This window comes from Mucilaginibacter sabulilitoris (assembly GCF_034262375.1).
Classification (GTDB): Bacteria; Bacteroidota; Bacteroidia; order Sphingobacteriales; family Sphingobacteriaceae; genus Mucilaginibacter; species Mucilaginibacter sabulilitoris.
In genome coordinates this window covers 2,454,855-2,473,590 of record NZ_CP139558.1, presented here as the reverse complement: position 1 = coordinate 2,473,590, position 18,736 = coordinate 2,454,855, and the positions used below count along the sequence as shown (strand labels likewise).

17 protein-coding genes are annotated in these 18,736 nt (G+C 43.1%); 8 read left to right on the top strand and 9 right to left on the bottom strand.

Annotation, left to right across the window (positions count from 1 at the left end; translation table 11 throughout):
* Window positions 1-11: 11 nt before the first annotated feature.
* Window positions 12-899 carry an alpha/beta hydrolase gene (locus SNE25_RS10640; RefSeq protein ID WP_321565079.1) on the top strand — a complete coding sequence of 296 codons (888 nt, stop codon included), beginning with the start codon at window positions 12-14 and terminating at the stop codon, window positions 897-899.
* A gap of 8 nt (window positions 900-907) precedes the next feature.
* Here the strand turns inward: SNE25_RS10640 and SNE25_RS10635 are convergent, their stop codons facing one another.
* The 3 genes from SNE25_RS10635 to SNE25_RS10625 all read right to left on the bottom strand — a co-directional run bounded on the left by SNE25_RS10635 (window position 908) and on the right by SNE25_RS10625 (window position 3,332).
* The gene (locus SNE25_RS10635; RefSeq protein WP_321565078.1) at window positions 908-1,474 is read right to left on the bottom strand and encodes a hypothetical protein; all 567 of its coding nucleotides are present in this window, start codon (window positions 1,472-1,474) and stop codon (window positions 908-910) included.
* 100 nt (window positions 1,475-1,574) lie between these two features.
* Window positions 1,575-2,111, bottom strand: a complete 537-nt coding sequence (locus SNE25_RS10630) for a GNAT family N-acetyltransferase (RefSeq protein WP_321565077.1) — start codon at window positions 2,109-2,111, stop codon at window positions 1,575-1,577.
* An 18-nt stretch (window positions 2,112-2,129) separates the two neighbouring features.
* Window positions 2,130-3,332: a cation:proton antiporter domain-containing protein gene (locus SNE25_RS10625; RefSeq protein WP_321565076.1), complete on the bottom strand. Its 1,203-nt coding sequence runs from the start codon at window positions 3,330-3,332 to the stop codon at window positions 2,130-2,132.
* Window positions 3,333-3,584: 252 nt separating this feature from the next.
* On the opposite strand from SNE25_RS10625, the gene SNE25_RS10620 reads away from it, so the two are divergent.
* The 3 genes from SNE25_RS10620 (at window position 3,585) to SNE25_RS10610 (ending at window position 7,732) form a co-directional block, all read left to right on the top strand.
* Complete coding sequence (locus tag SNE25_RS10620) at window positions 3,585-6,002, top strand: outer membrane beta-barrel protein (protein ID WP_321565075.1); 2,418 nt, start codon at window positions 3,585-3,587, stop codon at window positions 6,000-6,002.
* A gap of 147 nt (window positions 6,003-6,149) precedes the next feature.
* Window positions 6,150-7,217 (top strand): NADPH dehydrogenase NamA, encoded by a 1,068-nt coding sequence (namA, locus tag SNE25_RS10615; RefSeq protein WP_321565074.1) that lies wholly within the window; start codon window positions 6,150-6,152, stop codon window positions 7,215-7,217.
* A 95-nt stretch (window positions 7,218-7,312) separates the two neighbouring features.
* Window positions 7,313-7,732 (top strand): OsmC family protein, encoded by a 420-nt coding sequence (locus tag SNE25_RS10610; protein ID WP_321565073.1) that lies wholly within the window; start codon window positions 7,313-7,315, stop codon window positions 7,730-7,732.
* Between the two features lie 92 nt (window positions 7,733-7,824).
* On the opposite strand, the gene SNE25_RS10605 is transcribed toward SNE25_RS10610, so the two are convergent.
* The 3 genes from SNE25_RS10605 to SNE25_RS10595 form a co-directional block, all read right to left on the bottom strand.
* Window positions 7,825-8,226, bottom strand: a complete 402-nt coding sequence (locus SNE25_RS10605; RefSeq protein WP_321565072.1) for a hypothetical protein — start codon at window positions 8,224-8,226, stop codon at window positions 7,825-7,827.
* Window positions 8,227-8,317: 91 nt separating this feature from the next.
* Window positions 8,318-9,724 (bottom strand): D-alanyl-D-alanine carboxypeptidase/D-alanyl-D-alanine endopeptidase, encoded by a 1,407-nt coding sequence (dacB, locus tag SNE25_RS10600; protein ID WP_321565071.1) that lies wholly within the window; start codon window positions 9,722-9,724, stop codon window positions 8,318-8,320.
* Window positions 9,702-11,168 (bottom strand): APC family permease, encoded by a 1,467-nt coding sequence (locus SNE25_RS10595; RefSeq protein ID WP_321565070.1) that lies wholly within the window; start codon window positions 11,166-11,168, stop codon window positions 9,702-9,704. The genes dacB and SNE25_RS10595 overlap by 23 nt, the downstream gene beginning before the upstream one ends.
* Window positions 11,169-11,325: 157 nt before the next feature.
* Between SNE25_RS10595 and SNE25_RS10590 the strand changes: the two genes are divergently transcribed.
* From SNE25_RS10590 to SNE25_RS10575, 4 genes are all read left to right on the top strand, one after another.
* Entirely contained in the window at window positions 11,326-13,563 is a 2,238-nt protein-coding gene (locus SNE25_RS10590) for a sodium-translocating pyrophosphatase (RefSeq protein ID WP_321565069.1), read from the top strand.
* Window positions 13,564-13,928: 365 nt separating this feature from the next.
* On the top strand, window positions 13,929-15,485 hold the full coding sequence (locus SNE25_RS10585; RefSeq protein WP_321565068.1) for an amino acid permease: 1,557 nt from the start codon (window positions 13,929-13,931) through the stop codon (window positions 15,483-15,485).
* A 94-nt stretch (window positions 15,486-15,579) separates the two neighbouring features.
* Window positions 15,580-16,740 (top strand): MFS transporter, encoded by a 1,161-nt coding sequence (locus SNE25_RS10580; RefSeq protein ID WP_321565067.1) that lies wholly within the window; start codon window positions 15,580-15,582, stop codon window positions 16,738-16,740.
* A 13-nt stretch (window positions 16,741-16,753) separates the two neighbouring features.
* A complete protein-coding gene (locus SNE25_RS10575; protein ID WP_321565066.1) occupies window positions 16,754-17,323 on the top strand; it encodes a MarC family protein in 570 nt (189 codons plus the stop codon).
* A 109-nt stretch (window positions 17,324-17,432) separates the two neighbouring features.
* On the opposite strand, the gene SNE25_RS10570 is transcribed toward SNE25_RS10575, so the two are convergent.
* The 3 genes from SNE25_RS10570 to SNE25_RS10560 form a co-directional block, all read right to left on the bottom strand.
* Window positions 17,433-17,921 (bottom strand): SRPBCC family protein, encoded by a 489-nt coding sequence (locus SNE25_RS10570; RefSeq protein ID WP_321565065.1) that lies wholly within the window; start codon window positions 17,919-17,921, stop codon window positions 17,433-17,435.
* 10 nt (window positions 17,922-17,931) lie between these two features.
* Window positions 17,932-18,237, bottom strand: a complete 306-nt coding sequence (locus SNE25_RS10565) for an ArsR/SmtB family transcription factor (RefSeq protein ID WP_321565064.1) — start codon at window positions 18,235-18,237, stop codon at window positions 17,932-17,934.
* Between the two features lie 78 nt (window positions 18,238-18,315).
* The gene (locus tag SNE25_RS10560) at window positions 18,316-18,675 is read right to left on the bottom strand and encodes a DUF4180 domain-containing protein (protein ID WP_321565063.1); all 360 of its coding nucleotides are present in this window, start codon (window positions 18,673-18,675) and stop codon (window positions 18,316-18,318) included.
* Window positions 18,676-18,736 lie beyond the last annotated feature (61 nt).

The window sequence follows — 18,736 nt, the reverse complement described above, 5'->3', positions numbered from 1 at the left end:
AACGGCAACCTATGAATATTCTTAAAAAACTGATACTGCTTTGCTTTTTTCTTTCGGCTGGCATAGCCTTTGCACAGCCTGCTGGTAAAGTGATAGAAGAGCAAAATATAAAAAGCGACATTTTAAAGCACAATGTTAAATACACCATTTACCTGCCTGCTGATTATGAAACATCAAACCGTAATTACCCGGTAGTTTACCTGCTGCATGGTTATGGCGATGACCACACCGGCTGGCTCCAGTTTGGTGAGGTTAACCGTTATGCCGATAAGGCTATTGCCGAAGGAAGAATCCCGCCGATGATCATTGTTATGCCCGATGCGCAAACAACCTTTTACATTAACTCCTACGATGGCAAGCAAAATTATGAGGATTTCTTTTTTAAGGAGTTTATACCAGATATTGAGCGCGATTACCGCATAAAAACGAGCAAGCAATATCGTGCTGTAGCGGGCTTATCCATGGGTGGTTTTGGTACGCTGGTTTATAGTTTAAAACACCCCGAAATGTTCTCGGCCGCGGCAGCACTGAGTGCTGGCGTACGTACTGATGATGATTTTATGGCAATACCTGATGTGCGCTGGGATGAAGTATACAGCAAGGTATTTGGACCAAATCTTAAAGGGAAAGAACGTTTAAATGCCACCTGGCAAAGCTACTCGATATTGGGTTTGGTGCAGAGTAAAAGCACCGATGAGCTTAATGATGTATGCTACTGGATTGATTGCGGCGATGACGATGCCCTGAGCAAGGGCAATTCCCTGCTGCATATTGCCCTTACCGAAAAAAAGGTGCCTCATGAGTTCCGGATACGCGATGGCGCCCACACCTGGACCTATTGGCGCACTGGCATTACCGACGCCCTTGAGTTTATTGGCGATAGTTTCAGGCAGAAATAATCTGACATTTACTGATTACTCAAAACATCCACACAGTTTTTCTTTAACTGGTTGAGCCTTGCAGGCAGGGTATCAATGCCGCGCTGATCTTTTATGTTACGGTGAAGTATTTTGATGAGGTTAAGCGTCTGATCATCCGGATCGCAGGCCTGCGCTTTTTCTAAATGAGGCAAGGCTTTTCTAATCTTACTGATATAGGCCGCATCTACAACTATCTCATTGGCAGGCTTACCAGAGATGTCTTTAATATATAAATATCCCAGGGCCCGATGGGCCACGTAATAATCAGGCTCAGCGGCAACCACGCGGTTATAATATGCGATAGCCTTTAAGCTCTGACTATCGTCCTCATACAACTTCGCCAAACCATTGTAGAAACTGGTGCGTACCTTTGGCAATAATTTAGCTGTGTCGGGTAATATTTGTTCGCCCAAGTCAAGCGCTTTATCATGCTCATTTTGCAACAGGGCTAAATTAAAATCAGTGAATTTATCATATACTTCATCTGCGGTTTGGGCAATGGCTATTTTGCAGGTTATCAATATAAATACAAGCAGAAGTGTTTTTTTAAGCATGGTGGCAAGTTGTGATATGGTTATACTATAACGGAATTACAGAGAGTTTTGTACATCGGTTAATAGACTCACGTTCCCGCCTGCGAGTTTTAGAAGTCTTCTATAAAGCCTTATGCATTTTAACAATAGGTAATACTTCACCGTTGGGCATCGGCTGGTTTATATTTTCTATCGGGCGGTAACCCATCGCTTCATAAAGCGGCACACCAGGCAGCGTGGCGCCCAACTGAAAGCTTTTAAAACCGTTGCTTTGTGCCGCGTTTTCGCACACCGCCATCATCAGCCGGCCTATCCCTCGCCTTGAATAATCCGGATGTACAAAAAATGCCCGTATCCTCGCGGCATCATGTTCAGGATCAAGTAAAGGGTCTTCCACATCTTTATGCTGGTCGCCGCCGTACAGGGTATTGCGTTTGCTCCATCCGCCGCAACCTACTATGGTTTCACCAAGTTGAGCCACATAATAAGTGCCATCAATAATAAGTTGCGTATCAATACCGAAAATGTATTTTATGGCGCTTTCTATCTGGTTGGGTGTATTATAGCCAATGCTTAAGCTGCGCACCGACGCAGCTATCAATTGCTGTAATACCGGTATATCATTAAAGGTTGTCAGGCGGGTTGTAATAGTGGTCATTGCTGCTGATCATTTTTATCAAACATCGTGAAATTCCTGGTTATTACCTGCCGGATGCCGTTTAGTGACCAGCAAACCCAGGCTCAAAATAATACTGGTACCCAATACTATTACAAACAACAGGCTCGCCCCCACCTGCGGTATTTTTAAATTTTCGGGCAGGTTATAATACAATAATACATTGATCAATCCGCGCGGAACAATTACCAGTTCGGGCATCAGGTCGGTTTTTGATACCAGTTTAATATACAAAAACCTTACCAGGTAAATAGACAACAAAACGGCCCCTGCGGTTAATAAAACGGGGATATCGTTAAGCTCATGTATGTTCATGGTGTATCCAAAAACAATAAAAAAGAAGGTGCGCATCAGAAAAGCGCTTTCGGCCGAAAGCTGGTACAATTGTTTAATATCGTGTTGAAAGGCTGGATAAATAAACAGTTTCCTGAACCAGCCGAAATGGATCTGACTGGCGTTGTTCAGGAACAGTCCCAGCGCCAGCACTATAATTAAAGCCGAGAGATGGTACGACTGACCGATAGAATAAACCAGAATGAGCAATGATATGATCAAAAACGATTTGATATGATGCTTTAAACGCCCTATTATATAAAGCAGCAACAGGCACGATAAAATAGCCACTATGATAATTCCGCCAAGTTCGGCTCCCAGCTTAGCAAATGAGATCACATCAATTTTAGGATTTCGAACTAAAAAATTAAACAGCACCACAGTAAGTATATCAGAGAAAGATGATTCATAGATAATGAACTCTCTTTTACTCTTAACCAGATTAGATGCCGATGGGATAGCTATGGAAGAGCTTACCACGCAATATGGTATGGCGTTCACAAAACACTTATAAATACTTTCGCCGGTGAGGTAGTATATAATGCCGGTAATGGCTACCGCACTCAGCAGCATAATGCTTAATGCCGAAAAGAATGCCTTTTTGATAATAGTATTTTTCTGACTGTTATAACGCAGCTCCAATGCCCCCTCAAATACAATTAATATCAAACCAAGCGTACCCAATGCCGGCAGTATCATCGAAAAATTAAACATAGGAATAGCAAAATAATCTACAATTTGCTTGAGGACGATACCCAGCAACAGCAATAAAATAACCGAAGGGATTTTGGTCTTACCTGCCAGTAAATCAAACAGGTATGAAAATATAACCAGTCCGCTGAGGATAATAAGGGTTGTATATGTAGTCAAATTAAGATCGGTTAATTTGTTAATTCATAAAGCAGCCTTAACAGTTGTAATTTAAGTATTGTTTTGGAATAGCAAGCCCTTCTAAGTCTTTTAAAGCCCTCTCCTTTGGAGAGGGTTGGAAGAAGCTACCCTCTTTACGGCGGAGCCGAAGGGAAGGTCGCCTGGCGAAGCGCAGATGGGGTGAGTTCGCATCACATTTCTCATTTCCCGTTTGTTTGCTTATAATTAACAAATTTTAAAACCTGCCCAAATTTGAGATTAGCATTTACACTTCTGCTCTTTACTTTTTTATACAGCAGCCTGTCGGCTCAAATAAAACTTACCGGAACGGTAACTGATGCATCAAAACACCCTCTGGGCTACGCCGGGGTAAGTTTGCTTAATACAAGCGACCAAAAAAATCAGTCGTTACAAACCGATGATGCAGGGAATTTTACTTTTAAAGACCTGCCTGCAGGACAATACCAGCTTACCATAGCGTTTACCGGTTATGAAAAATTCCAGTCGGCCTTTTCGCTTAATACCGACACCACGATTAACATAACGCTGCAAACCTCCAACACCCAACTTGGCGAAGTGGTGGTTACAGCCAATAAGGCAACCATTGAGAACAATCAGGAAAAGTTGGTTTTTAACGTATCAACCAGCGTAACCGCTACTGGAACCGATGCGCTTACAGCTATAAGTAAAGTTCCGGGCATTAAGGTTAATGGCGACGAAATCGGGGTAGTTGGCAAGGGCGCAGTGAAGGTAATGGTTAATGACCGCATCGTTCAATTGGCGGGGGTCGATCTGGTACGCTATTTAAAATCCATGTCGGCCAATCAAATCTCGAAGATTGAGCTGATCAAAAATCCATCTACCAATTATGATGCCGATGGAAATGCAGGACTCATCAACATCACTACTAAACACAGTACTAAACAAGGCTTTTCGGGCAATGTGCAGCTGAGCGACAGGCAATCGCTGCACAGCCCTGCCAATGTTTTTGGAACCAGCAATTATTGGCTTGCCGCCGGAAGTGCGAATTTGAATTATAATGCCAATAAATGGTCGGCTTACGCCAACCTCAGTATGGATCATGACCACGAACTGGAAGGCTTTGAAACCGATGTTTTTTACCCCAATCAAAGCTGGCTGCAAACAGATACCGGTAATTACCGTGGACATAACTTTAATATTATTGCAGGCGTTGATTACAAGGTAAGCCCCAAAATCACCATAGGCATATCTTACCTGGGCGGCAAAAGCGTGTACGATGGATCAGACCATGTGAATAATCCAATCTATAACAACAGCGGCGGCCTCGACTCAACGTTAAGAACTTATGCCACTTACCATCCCATAGCCCTCAGCAATTCTGGTAATGCCCATGCCATTATCAATTTTGATACTACAGGCAAAAAGCTGATACTTAATGCCGATTATTTTAACTATAATCGTAATGACCGGTCGGATTTTGAAAGTAACAGTTATCTGCCGTCCGGTGAGGTTATCCCTGCAAACAATACCCGTTATTTTGATACCAACAAGCAATTAATTAACGTATATACCTTTAAAGCCGACGCAGAAATACCTACCGCATTTGCAAAAGTGACCTTCGGCGGCAAGCTTAGTTTTATTAATAATTACAGCAACGCTTATTATTATGACAAAGATGAAAACGATAAACTAACTTACAATACCAATCTGAGCAATGAGTTCAGGTATATTGAAAATACGCAGTCTTTGTACGTAAACCTGAGCAAGGAAAAAGATAAGTGGAAATACCAGGCGGGTTTACGCGCCGAATATACCGAAACTAAGGGCACGTCGTACACGCTTAACCAAACCAACACCAATAAGTACCTGAGGCTTTTCCCATCGGTACAAATTGCTTACCAGGCAGATACTGCCAACAGTTTTTCGTTGAGCTTTGGCCGCAGGATAAACCGCCCGTCGTTCTGGAACCTGAACCCATTTAAATCGTTGTTCACTGCTTACAGCTATGGCGAGGGTAATCCTTTCCTGCAACCCGAATACAACAGCAATCTGGAGATTTCACATACCTATAAAAATATGCTTACCTCCGGTATGTTTTTAAACGTTACCGACAACGGTTTTAATAACGTAACCGTAGCCAGTGCCGATACCAACCTGGTTTTTACCATTCCGCTTAATTTTATTAAAACCTATAGGATTGGCATTTCCGAAAACTTGTCGTTGCACCCCTTCTCCTGGCTTGATAATAATAACCAGGCCACCTTTTATCACACCGATGCGCATTCCAGCCTTGGTTATATCAAAAGCGTAAGCGGGTATGGCGCCTACCTGGCAACCAACAACACTGCATATTTTAATACCGACAAAACTTTTGCCATGGCCATAAACTTCTGGTACCAGTTTCCGGAGGTTGATCATATTGGCCGCTCAGATCCTTATTATAAGCTGGATGTAGGCTTTACCGCGCTGGCCATGAAAAAGAAACTAAACATCAGCCTCAACCTTAATGATGCCTTCAGGAGTAGCGCCTCGGCAGTAACTACAACTATTAATGGTATTAGAAATAAATTCACCAATTTTCAGCTCAACCGGTTTGTGCTGCTGGGGGTAAGTTATCGTTTTGGCGGTGAGACCAACGCTCAAAAACGCGATACGGGGAATGAGGAAGAACGCGGAAGGGTACATTAATGGCCGGAAGCAAAAGACTGAAAGCTAAAAGCCAGAAGTAAATGAAAAGCTTTATACTTTTAGCCTTCAGCTTTAAGCTCCTAAGTATTTTACAAAACCATGAAGCAGTTAATGGCGTTACTCACCATATTTACAAAAAAATAAAATATGGCACAACTATTTTCGCCTTTAAAAATAAAGAACATCGAATTAAAAAACCGCATAGTGGTATCGCCCATGTGCGAGTACTCCAGCGAAGATGGCTTTGCCAACGACTGGCACCTGGTACATTTGGGCAGTAAAGCCGTTGGCGGAGCGGGTTTAATCATTACCGAAGCTGCTGCGGTATCGGCTGAGGGCCGGATAACTTTTGCCGACCTGGGTATTTACCGGGATGAGCATATTGAAAAATTAAAACAGATAACCGGTTTTATACACGCGCAGGGAGCTGTAGCCGGGATACAACTGGCACACGCAGGGCGAAAAGCCAGCCATGTACAACCATGGCTGGGCGGTAAGCAAATACCATCAAACCAAACAAACAGCTGGAAAGCCGTAGCCCCGAGCACCATACCCTTTATTGACAGTGAAGAAACTCCGCTTGAGCTTGATAAAGCCGGTATTGAAAAAATAAAAGCCGATTTTAAAGCCGCAACGCGCAGGGCTATTGCTGCGGGCTTTAAGGTAATAGAATTACATGGCGCTCATGGTTATTTGCTTCACCAGTTTCTTTCACCTATTAGTAATAAACGTACAGATGAATACGGCGGTTCGTTTGAAAACCGCATACGTTTAATGCTCGAAGTTGTTGCAGCCGTTAAGGAAGTTTGGCCTGGAGAAAATCCGCTGTTTGTACGTATTTCGGCAACCGAGTGGACTGAGGGCGGGTGGACTGCCGATGATTCTGTGGCCCTGGCAAACATATTAAAGGGTAAAGGTGTTGATTTGATTGACTGCTCCAGCGGCGGAAATGTAGCCAATGCTAAAATACCGTTAAAACCAGGTTATCAAGTTGAATTTGCAGAGAAAATAAAAAAAGAAAGTGGTATACTTACAGGTGCGGTAGGCTTAATCACGACACCATCGCAAGCTAATGAAATTATACAGGAAGGTGAAGCTGACCTGGTGTTTTTGGCTCGTGAAATGTTGCGCGACCCTCATTTTGCACTTCGTGCTGCTCATACGCTTGATCAGGAAATAAAATGGCCTGTTCAGTATGAGCGGGCAAAATGGTAATTGGTTAATGGCTGATAGTTCAGGGTTCATAGCCATCAATCGCATTTATACTACTATCAACAATAAACTATAAACTAAATACAAAAACCCAACTTATGAAACGTACAGCAAACGCCCATTGGAATGGCACATTACAAGCAGGTCAGGGAGAAATTACTACCCAGAGCACCGTATTAAACAAAACACAGTATTCATTTAAAACCCGCTTTGCCGATGGTGTTGGTACCAATCCGGAAGAGTTGATAGCGGCCGCACATGCAGGTTGCTTTACCATGGCTGTTGGCGCTGCCCTGTCACAAGCAGGCTTTACCCCCGGCGATTTAACAACCGACGCTATCCTCGATCTGGATATGCAGGCTCTGGAAATTAAAGGTATCCATCTTGAGCTAAAAGCAACAGCTATTGACGGTGTTGACGAGGCTAAATTCAAAGCAATTGCCGAAGATGCCAAAGCAAACTGCATTATTTCAAAAGCGCTAAGCGTACCTTTTACTTTAAACGTTACTTACGCTTAATTTTAAGCCTCACATTATTTACAAAAAAGGCAAGCCCTGCGGCTTGCCTTTTTTGTATGTTGTAATATATCATTTCTTAACTCCGGAGTAGATTACTGCTGTATAAGCCGCAGCAGGTCCTGAGGTGTTTCATAAGTAACACCTTTATAATTTAGCACCTTAACACCTACGCAAAGAGTGTCTGTAGCGTTGCTGGCATGGGTAATAAATATTTTGCCCCTTACATCTGGTTTATACCCGTCTTCGGCCCGTTTCATGGTGTTTAGTATCTGCATCAAACTATCAATAGCGGTGTTTTTGGTTAACGTTCTTACCTTACTTTCGGGAAAGTAGTAATCAAATTTATCGCAATCAATACTAATAATGGTTTGCCTGCCCAGTTCGGTAAATTTTAGACTCACGCTTTTAACCACATCGGCTTGGCTTTTATTCCCCTTACAGGCAAAAAGCGCGGAACATAGTATGAGGATTAATACAGTGGCTAATTTTTTCATGTTTATAATTTGATATATAAACTTACAAAGATTTGCAGAATATAAAGCCGCAGCCCTAAATTTGTTTTAAACAGTAGTTCCAATCTATTGGCTATTTCAGCACATCCAGCACCCTGAACATTTTTTCCTTAATACCGCGACTTGACCCGCTGAAATTATTTACCATGATAGAGAAACACAACTCACGACCATTATAGGTTTGATAGCCAGCATAACACAGCACACTGTTAATGCTGCCGCTTTTCATTTTCATATTGTTGTATACAGGCAAACTTGTGTACAAGTCGGCAAACCAGCTCTCCTTTTTGGCCGATTGCAATATACGGGCCATGGTATTGGTAGTTACCCGGTCACCAGGCGAAAGGCCGCTGCCATCATAAGTATTGATAGTATTTGGATCGATACCCCTTGCTTTCCAGAATTTTTGCACTTCGTCAACACCGTTGGTCGTAGTGGGTTTACGCCCCTGTTTCCAGGCAATGGTTTTAAGCAATTGCTCGGCATACAGGTTTATACTTTTCTGATTAAGCCAGTAAACAATCCTGCTCAATGGCGGCGATTGAATGGTGGTCAGGTTTTTAGCCATCAAGGGCAGCCGCATATCTTTGGCAGCTAAAGTGGCCGCAGATTCGGGACCGCTGGTTACCAGAATACCTAATTTTTTTAGGGTATCGGCCAGGCGCAGGGCAGCGTCATAAGCAGCATCGGGTATAGCTGCGGATATACTTTTTTTATCCTGATCTATAGCGTAAGTGCCACGCAGGTACATTACCGTTGTACCCACAGGCAAAAACGCGTAGGCATTATCACCAGAACCTGCTGAACCATTTGTCAGCTCGCTTTTAAACGTGAGGTATGGAATATTGGGTACCGTGCGCGATACACCGATAGGGTTACCCACCACTCCGGTACGCAATTTAATATCAAACTGATTTTCGCGCCAGCACAAACCTGATGTACCCGCGCCGTAGTAATTCCCAACATCCTGCCATATCCACCCTTCCGGGATGGACTGTGTGCCGAAGATACTATCGTCGCCAATAATGCGGCCGTTGATTTTTTTGATGCCTGCTTTTTGCAATGCGGCGGTCATCAGCGCAAGCACATTGGCCTCTTTGGTTTGGTCGTACCGCCAGCTGCCTAGGGTTGGGTCACCGGCTCCTTTAATAATCACGTCGCCGTTAAGGGTGCCATCGGCAACTATTTCGCCGGAGTAACCCAGCTGGGTCTGGTATTTAAAATCGGCTCCTAAAATATTGAAGGCGGTAATGCTGGTAATGGTTTTTAATGTCGATGCGGTAGCCAAACCCATATTGGGGTTAGCAGCAAACACCTGTTCGCCAGTTTTAGCATCAAGTACTGTTAACGACACCGAAGCATAACTGCATTGGCTATCGGCTTGTAAACGACCAAAGGCATTGGCCAGTTTTTGTTGAAGATCCTGGGCGTAAACCTGCCCGCTTATAATAAATAAACTAACTATCAGTAACCGTTTCATCCTCATGCTTAACGTTCCGTTGCGATATGTAATATAATGGGATGCCAATTAATACTATTACTAATCCATATAAAGCGTAATCACGCTTATATGCAAATAGCAAACCGCAAAACGCCAGACCCATTAAAATATAAATGGCGGGTAAAATGGGGTATCCTAATGCCTTATAAGGTCGTTCTGCATCCGGCCGCTTTTTGCGCAAAATATAAATACCTACAATAGTTAATATGTAAAATATCACTACCACAAACGATATCATATCCAACAGGTCGCCATATCTGCCGCTTAAACAAAGCAATGATGCTACTACACATTGTATCCACAAACCAAACTGCGGAACCGAAAACTTATTCAGCGTACCCGTTTGTTTAAAAAACAATCCATCTTTAGCCATAGTATAATAAACTCGTGCTCCAGATAATATCAACCCATTATTACAACCAAAAGTTGATACCATAATCATTAAAGCAATAATAATGGTGCCTATATTGCCAAATATTACATGTGATGCCGCAACAGCTACCCTGTCTTTCTCAGCATTAGCAATATCATGCAGGGGAAGTACTCCGGTATAAACCACGTTAGCCGACACATAAATTACCGTAACGATCAATGTACCAAAAGCCAGACTTAGCGCCACATCTCGCTTGGGGTTTTTCATTTCGCCGGCAATAAAAGTTACACTGTTCCAAGCATCACTGCTAAAAATAGAACCCACCATTGCAGCAGCTATAGCACCTAAAGCTGTTCCGGTTGTTAAACTGGTAATGGTGCCGTCCTTACTTAAATTATGCAGGTCCCAGGCATTTGTCCAGTTGGCGTGCCATACATCTGGCTTGAGCATAATAAAACCAAATATGATCAACCCAAATAAACTGATCAACTTAGTCAACGTGAAAGTAGTTTGAATGATTTTACCGCTTTTTACGCCCCGGGTGTTTACAAAAGTTAAAAAGACGATGAGTATAATGGATACAACCTGTGCTGCGCTGATAGCGAAAAACTTATCCTGCCCGGTAGCGTCAACGCCCGTTTTTAGTTTCCACAAAATATTGTCTTCGCTAAAGGCAGGTATGAGGTAAGCAGTAAACTTGCTGAAAGCCACTCCTACGGCCGCTATAGTTCCGGTTTGTATTACTGCAAATAAACTCCAGCCATATAAAAAAGCAATGAACTTATTATAAGCTTCCTTTAAATAAACATACTGACCGCCTGCTTTGGGGAACATGCCGCTTAGTTCGCCATAGCTCAGGGCAGCGGTGAGTGTCATAAAACCAGTTAACACCCAAATAGCAATAAGCCAACCTGCTGAACCTACATTGCGTATAATATCCGCACTTACAATAAATATACCTGAACCTATCATTGAACCTGCTACCAGCATTGTACCATCGAGCAGGCCCAGTTCATGTTTCATTTTTGTTTGACCGGAGTTTTTCGCCATATATTATTTAAAAGGTTTAAACCTCTAAACTATTCAAAAAACTTTATAATAAGCAGGCTATTGTAAATAAATAAAATTACTATTTTGCAATCACCAATTATTACACGTGTACCTAAACAACTTTTACTGAACTACTTTATAAACCAAATTTGTGAACATGGATTTTTTGAACAATTACTTAATTTATTTAATCCCGGTAATGGGCCTTATTGGCATCATTGCTATGGCGGTTAAAGCCGCCTGGGTTACCAAACAGGAAGCGGGCGACGGCGACATGGCCCAACTGGCCGGCTATATTGCCGACGGTGCCATGGCTTTTTTACGTGCGGAGTGGAAAATACTAAGCTATTTCGTAATTATTGCAGGTATATTATTGGCTTATTCTGGTACTACAGTAGCAACTTCGAGCCCGGTGATTGCCATATCATTTGTGGTGGGCGCATTTTTATCGGCCTTCGCTGGCTTTCTGGGTATGCGCATTGCTACCAAAGCCAACGTGCGTACAACACAGGCTGCCCGCAGCAGCCTTGCCAAAGCGCTAAGGGTTTCCTTTACCGGCGGTACGGTAATGGGTTTAGGTGTTGCCGGCCTGGCCATTATTGGTTTAGGTTCGCTATTTATCGTTTTTTACACTTTTTATGTTAAAAGCCAGGGACTTGATGTTAACAGCGAGGCTATGGCAAAAGCGCTCGATGTTTTGGCCGGATTTTCATTAGGAGCCGAATCAATAGCTTTATTTGCGCGTGTAGGCGGTGGTATTTATACCAAAGCAGCCGACGTAGGCGCCGATTTGGTGGGTAAGGTTGAGGCCGGTATCCCTGAGGATGACGTGCGCAACCCCGCAACCATTGCCGATAACGTAGGTGATAACGTAGGTGACGTTGCTGGCATGGGTGCCGACTTATTTGGCTCATACGTAGCCACTATGCTGGCTACCATGGTACTGGGCCGTGAAATTGTTTCGCATGATGCTTTTGGTGGCATAGCCCCGGTATTATTGCCTATGGTGATAGCTGGTTTAGGTTTGATATTTTCTATAGTTGGCGCATCATTTGTAAAAATTAAAAACGAGAACGATAGCGTACAAAAAGCGCTGAACATGGGCAACTGGGCATCCATTATATTAACCGCCATAGCCACCTATTTTGTGGTGCAATGGATGCTGCCTGCCGGGGAGTTCCACATGTCGCGCGATGAGGTTAACGGCAATATTAAAGCAGGCTCACTGATATTCACCAAAAATGGCGTTTTCATGTCGATTGTTGTGGGATTGATAGTGGGTACCTTAATGTCAATTATTACGGAATATTATACCGCTATGGGTAAACGCCCGGTACTGAGCATCATCCGCCAGTCGTCAACCGGTCACGCTACCAATATTATTGGGGGTTTAGCCGTGGGCATGGAATCAACCGTGTTGCCTATCTTGGTTTTAGCCTCAGGTATTTATGGTTCTTATCACTTCGCCGGTTTGTACGGCGTATCTATAGCGGCCGCGGGTATGATGGCAACTACAGCTATGCAGCTTGCCATTGACGCTTTTGGCCCTATTGCCGATAATGCCGGTGGTATTGCCGAAATGAGCCGCTTACCCGAGGAAGTACGTCACCGTACAGATAACCTGGATGCTGTAGGAAACACTACAGCAGCTACAGGCAAGGGATTTGCCATCGCGTCGGCCGCGTTAACCTCACTGGCCTTATTCGCGGCCTTTGTGGGTGTTGCGGGTATTGAGCACATTGATATTTATAAAGCCGATGTATTAGCCGGCTTATTTGTAGGCGGCATGATCCCCTTCATTTTCTCGGCCCTGTGTATATCGGCGGTGGGCCGTGCGGCTATGGCCATGGTTGAAGAGGTAAGGCGCCAGTTTCGCGAAATACCCGGCATTATGGAATATAAAGCCAAACCCGAATATGAAAAATGCGTGGCCATATCAACCAAAGCTTCTATCCGTGAAATGGTTGCCCCGGGCTTAATTGCGCTGATTACCCCTGTTATTATTGGTTTCGCTTTCGGACCCGAAGTATTAGGTGGTTTGCTGGCCGGTGTTACCGTATCAGGTGTGCTGATGGGTATTTTCCAGAGCAATGCCGGTGGTGCATGGGATAACGCCAAAAAATCATTTGAAAAAGGTGTCGAGATCAATGGCGAGGTTCATTATAAAAAATCAGACCCTCATAAGGCATCTGTAACCGGTGATACCGTAGGCGATCCGTTCAAAGATACTTCCGGCCCGTCAATGAACATTCTGATTAAACTGATGTCGATAGTGTCATTGGTTATCGCACCGCATTTGAATCATCTGGTTGATACCAGTCCACGTATTCAAAGGGAAATACATAAACAATCAATGAACACCCATATGGTGATCAAGGCTGATAAGAAATTATAATTTGTATTGAAACTTTTCGAGAAAGGCGCTCTTTTCAGGGGCGCCTTTCTCTTTATATGTCAACCATCTTTATGAGTAAAAGATTATATTTCACGGTAATACCCCTGTCATAAGCTTTAATTTTCTTAAAAAACCAAAGTGTTACTCAAACACCTCGTTTCACCAACTCATACTGCAACTGAGGCACTTACATTAAAATAGCAAAAAGCAGGATTTCCTATAGATTTACTGGGTTTTTCGCATTTTTATTTGGAAATACCTCATTATTTCATTGTTACATTCGGCTCTTTAAGATTTAAATAAATTTAAGTACGTTTGGGGGAATGTGAATTTTTAAATTTTACTACTGATCTTACTATTTCAAAATGAAGTTATTTATTAAGAAACCTATTCAGCAACTAATGGCTGCTTCGGCAGAAACAGAAAAATCGCTGAAAAGAACCTTAGGCGTTGGATCGCTTATAGCCCTGGGTATTGGTGCCATTATTGGGGCCGGTATTTTTGTGCGTACTGCCGCCGCAGCGGGCGAGCATGCAGGTCCGGCCGTTACCATATCATTTCTTATAGCAGCCGCTGGTTGCGCGCTGGCCGGTTTATGCTATGCAGAATTTGCCAGTATGATCCCTATCGCAGGATCGGCCTACACCTATTCTTATGCTACCATGGGTGAATTTATTGCCTGGATCATTGGCTGGGATTTGGTATTGGAATACGCGCTCGGCGCAGCTACAGTATCCATAGGCTGGTCGCAGTATTTTAATGAGTTTTTATCGACATTTTTCAATTTCCATATACCCTATCAATGGACACACTCCTTTTTTGAGGTATCCAATACTACCGCCGGTATGTATGCCGCCGAGTTAGGCACCAGGGGCCTTATAAACCTGCCTGCCATATTTATCGTACTTGTTTTAACCTTGTTATTAATTCGCGGTACTGCAGAATCGGCGCTGGTTAACAACATTATTGTAATTGTTAAGGTAGCCATTGTATTAATGATCATTGGTTTAGGATGGAGCTTTATTAACCCGGCTTTCCATACGCCATACATGATCCCTGCAGACGCTGGTACTGTTAAAGTAAGTACAGGTGTAGTTGATTATGGCGATACGTTTAATCACGGCTGGCTGGGTGTTTTACGCGGCGCCAGTGTGGTATTCTTTGCGTTCATCGGGTTTGATGCTGTTTCCACAGCAGCTCAGGAAGCTAAAAATCCGCAAAGGGATATGCCAAAAGGTATCCTGATTTCATTGGTTTTCTGTACAGCGCTTTATATATTATTTTCACATGTACTTACCGGTTTAGTATCATACAAAGACTTCCTGATACAAGGTAAAGAGGCTTCTGTTAGTTATGCCATTAAAACCGCAATGCCTGGCTACGGATGGCTGGCCTCATTTGTTACGGTATCTATCCTTGCCGGTTTCTCTTCGGTTATCCTGGTGATGTTGATGGGCCAAACCCGCGTTTTCTACACCATGAGCACCGATGGTTTAATTCCCAAAGTATTTTCCAAATTACACCCTAAATTCCGCACGCCTTATAAATCACAATGGTTGTTTTTCGTGTTCGTATCCTTATTTGCAGGCTTTATTCCTGATAAATACGTAGGCGATATGGTAAGCATTGGTACGTTATTCGCTTTCGTACTGGTTTGTATCGGTATATTCATCCTCCGCAGGACTGATCCTGACATCAAGCGCCCATTCCAGACACCTGCTTATATGATCGTTTGCCCACTGGGCGCCGTTATCTGTTTATGTATGATTGCCAGTGAAGGCTGGGAAAACTGGGCCAGGCTTATTGTTTGGCTGCTGATTGGTTTTATCATTTACTTTGGTTACAGCATTAAACGCTCGCATGTTCGTCATGGTAAGGTAGAAGCTGCTGAAGATCCTATCAATCCAAAATTTATGGAATAATTACATATTTTATGTCCCAAATAAAAAAAGGTTCTGATTTTTCAGAACCTTTTTTGTTACCTTATCTTTTATAACCGACAGGTAAGGCCAATTCATGAGGGATAAAAATCTTTGGGTATTAATATTTGTTTGCATCATTAACTCGCTGGGTTTTGGCATTATAGTGCCGGTGCTGTACACTTATGGTAAAACATTTGGCATAACCGGCGAAACACTGGGTATTCTAACCGCCTCGTTCTCCGTAGCTCAATTTTTCGCCACCCCCGTTCTAGGTTCGCTGTCTGATAAATGGGGACGTAAACCCGTGCTCATCATCAGCCTTGCGGGTACCTGTCTCTCGTTCCTGATGTTTGCCTGGGCAGGCAGTATATTCATGCTGTTTTCGGCCCGTATTCTTGACGGCCTTACCGGCGGTAACGTGTCTGTAGCACAGGCTATGGTATCTGACACGGCAACACCACAAAACAGGGCAAAAAAGTTTGGCATCCTGAGTTCGGCATTTGGCTTTGGCTTTGTAATTGGCCCGGCCATTGGTGGTTTGCTCAATAAGTTCGGTCCGCAGGCACCATTCTTTTTTGCCGCCTGCATTTCGCTTATCGGTACGTTATGCACTATTTTTTTCCTGAAAGAAACTAATCACACCGATCCCGATAAAAGGCTAAATGGTAAAACAAATTTTAAATTGTCAGCCCTTGTTACTACTCTAAAACGTCCTTTAATAGGTACCGCGGTGTTCACCGGGTTTATGCTTACCATGGCGCAGTTTACCATGATTATTGGTTTCCAAACATTTAGTGTTGATGTACTACAAATAAACCCAACACAAATAGGCATTTTATATGCCGGTTTTGGCGTAAGCGGCATTATTATGCAGCTGAGCGTGCCGCTGCTTACCAAATGGTTCTCGTCAAAAGCCACCATCCTGCTCCTTTCAACCATGATGTGCCTGGCTGCCATGTTTATTACCGGGCTTACTAACGAGTTTATTACATTTACTATAGGCATTTGCGTATACGGTTTATTCAACGGCTTGCGTAACCCAATGATCAATGCCCTTATTGCCGACCGGATAGATCAGAACGAACAGGGCAAAATTTTAGGCATCAATCAGTCCTACGCATCCATAGGGCAAACACTGGGCCCGGTAACTGCCGGGTTCGCGGCTTTGATTTCTGTACATGGTATTTTCTTCTTATCTTCCTTTTATATTTTAATCGCGCTATTACTCAGCTTCCGGTTAAAATCAAAAGAATAAAAACAGTATAATCATGCACCCATTAATTTTCAGAGAGGTACTATCCGTTACCATGATCCTTTTCGCCATTATTGATATTTTGGGTGCCATACCCGTAATTATCCAGGTAAGGCAGCGTGTGGGGCATATCGAATCGGAAAAGGCCAGTATAGCCGTATTGGTTTTAATGGTGGTGTTTTTATTTGTGGGCGATGAACTGCTGGCCATTATTGGGTTGGATGTGGCATCTTTTGCCATAGCGGGCTCGCTGGTTATATTTATTATAGCGATGGAAATGATATTAGGTGTGGATTTCTTCAAGGAGGAAGTTCCGCTGTCGGCTTCTATTGTACCTTTAGCCTTCCCGCTCATCGCAGGCGCAGGAACCATGACTACCCTACTCTCTTTAAAATCGCAGTACCAAACCCAGAATATACTGATGGGCATCATATTAAATACCCTGGTAGTTTATATAGTGCTCAAAAATGTAAAATGGATTGAAAAACTACTTGGCCCTATAGGGCTCAGTATATTGCGTAAAGCCTTCGGTATTATACTGCTGGCCATAGCTATAAAATTATTCAGGAGCAATACGCACTTATAGGCCCCCCAAGCCCCCTGAAGGGGGAGCTTTTTGAATTGCAATATGGATGAAACTAATAAGGCCATTCCTTTCGGAATGGGGCCTTATTAGTTTATAATTGTGATTAAAATTAAGCGTTAAACAATTCATCAAGGTTGCCAAGCGCCATGGTAAAGCCTGCTTCAAAGCCCATTGCAACAATTTTCTCCAGATCGGCTTCACTGTCGAATGTTATATCTACTTTAATCTCGGTACCGCCTCCAACTGACTCAAAATTAGCCTGCCAGTGCATAGCGGGAAATGAATCATCCGGGTTGCCATTTTCGTCGCAGAACATGGTGGTTGAACTGAAGCTTTGCTGTGGAATTACCGATTTAAAATCAACCCGGCACCATGATCCTTCGCCATTGGGGCCAACCATTTGATATAACCACATTCCGCCTTCTTTAAATTCCAGGCTTTTGGTTTCGGCTTTCCAGGGTTTAGGGGCCCACCATTTATCCAGTATACTACTTTCGGTCCATGCTTTCCATACTTTTTCAACGGGGGCGGCAAATCCTCTTGTAACATGGATCATTTTGTTAGCCAGATCTTTTGAGATCACTGTTTCTGTTGTCATATTTATTAGTTTATAGGTCTTTTAATATGTTGTCTAACTGATCAAAACGATCTTCCCACGATTTGCGGAAACGCTCAAGCCATAAGTCTACTTCTTTCATCTTTTCTGGATTAAAATGGTAATAAATTTCCCTTCCGGTTTGCTGCGGCTTAATTACTTCACACTCCGTCAGGATACGGATATGTTTTGATACACCCTGCCTGGTACTATCGAAGTGTTCGGCAATAGCATTTGGTGTCATGGCCTGTAATGCCAGTAAACTTAAAATTGCCCTTCTGCTTGGGTCGGCAATAGCCTGGAAAATATCTCGTCTCATTTTATATTCGCAACCGATCAGTTGCAAATATAACCGCAACCGACCAGTTGCACAAATTTATTTTCATAATTTCCTCTATTACTTTGCCAGCGCCACTATGGCTTCGTCTTTGGTAGCTACAAAACTAACACGCCCACCTTTGTTGCTTTCATAAATAAAGTCGCGCAGGCTTTTGCTGCTATATTTTGAAAAATCGCCAACAATGGCCAGCTTCGCCCTGTAATTGGAGAATTTTTGAAGTACATCACCGGCAAGGGTGGTTTTCAGGTCAAAGAAATCGTCGGTTATATTTTCCTGATAAATGATTACCCTGTCTGCGCCCTGATAAGCACAGTTTGCTAATATGTCAAGCGCATCCTGGGTATTATTAATCTCAATAGTGTTGGATATGATCTCGGCTATGATAATATTATCCGAGTCGATCAGCTTGATGTCCATATTATTTTTTAATATAAAGATAACCGTTTACCTATATTGTTACAGGCTTAAGCTTAAATGC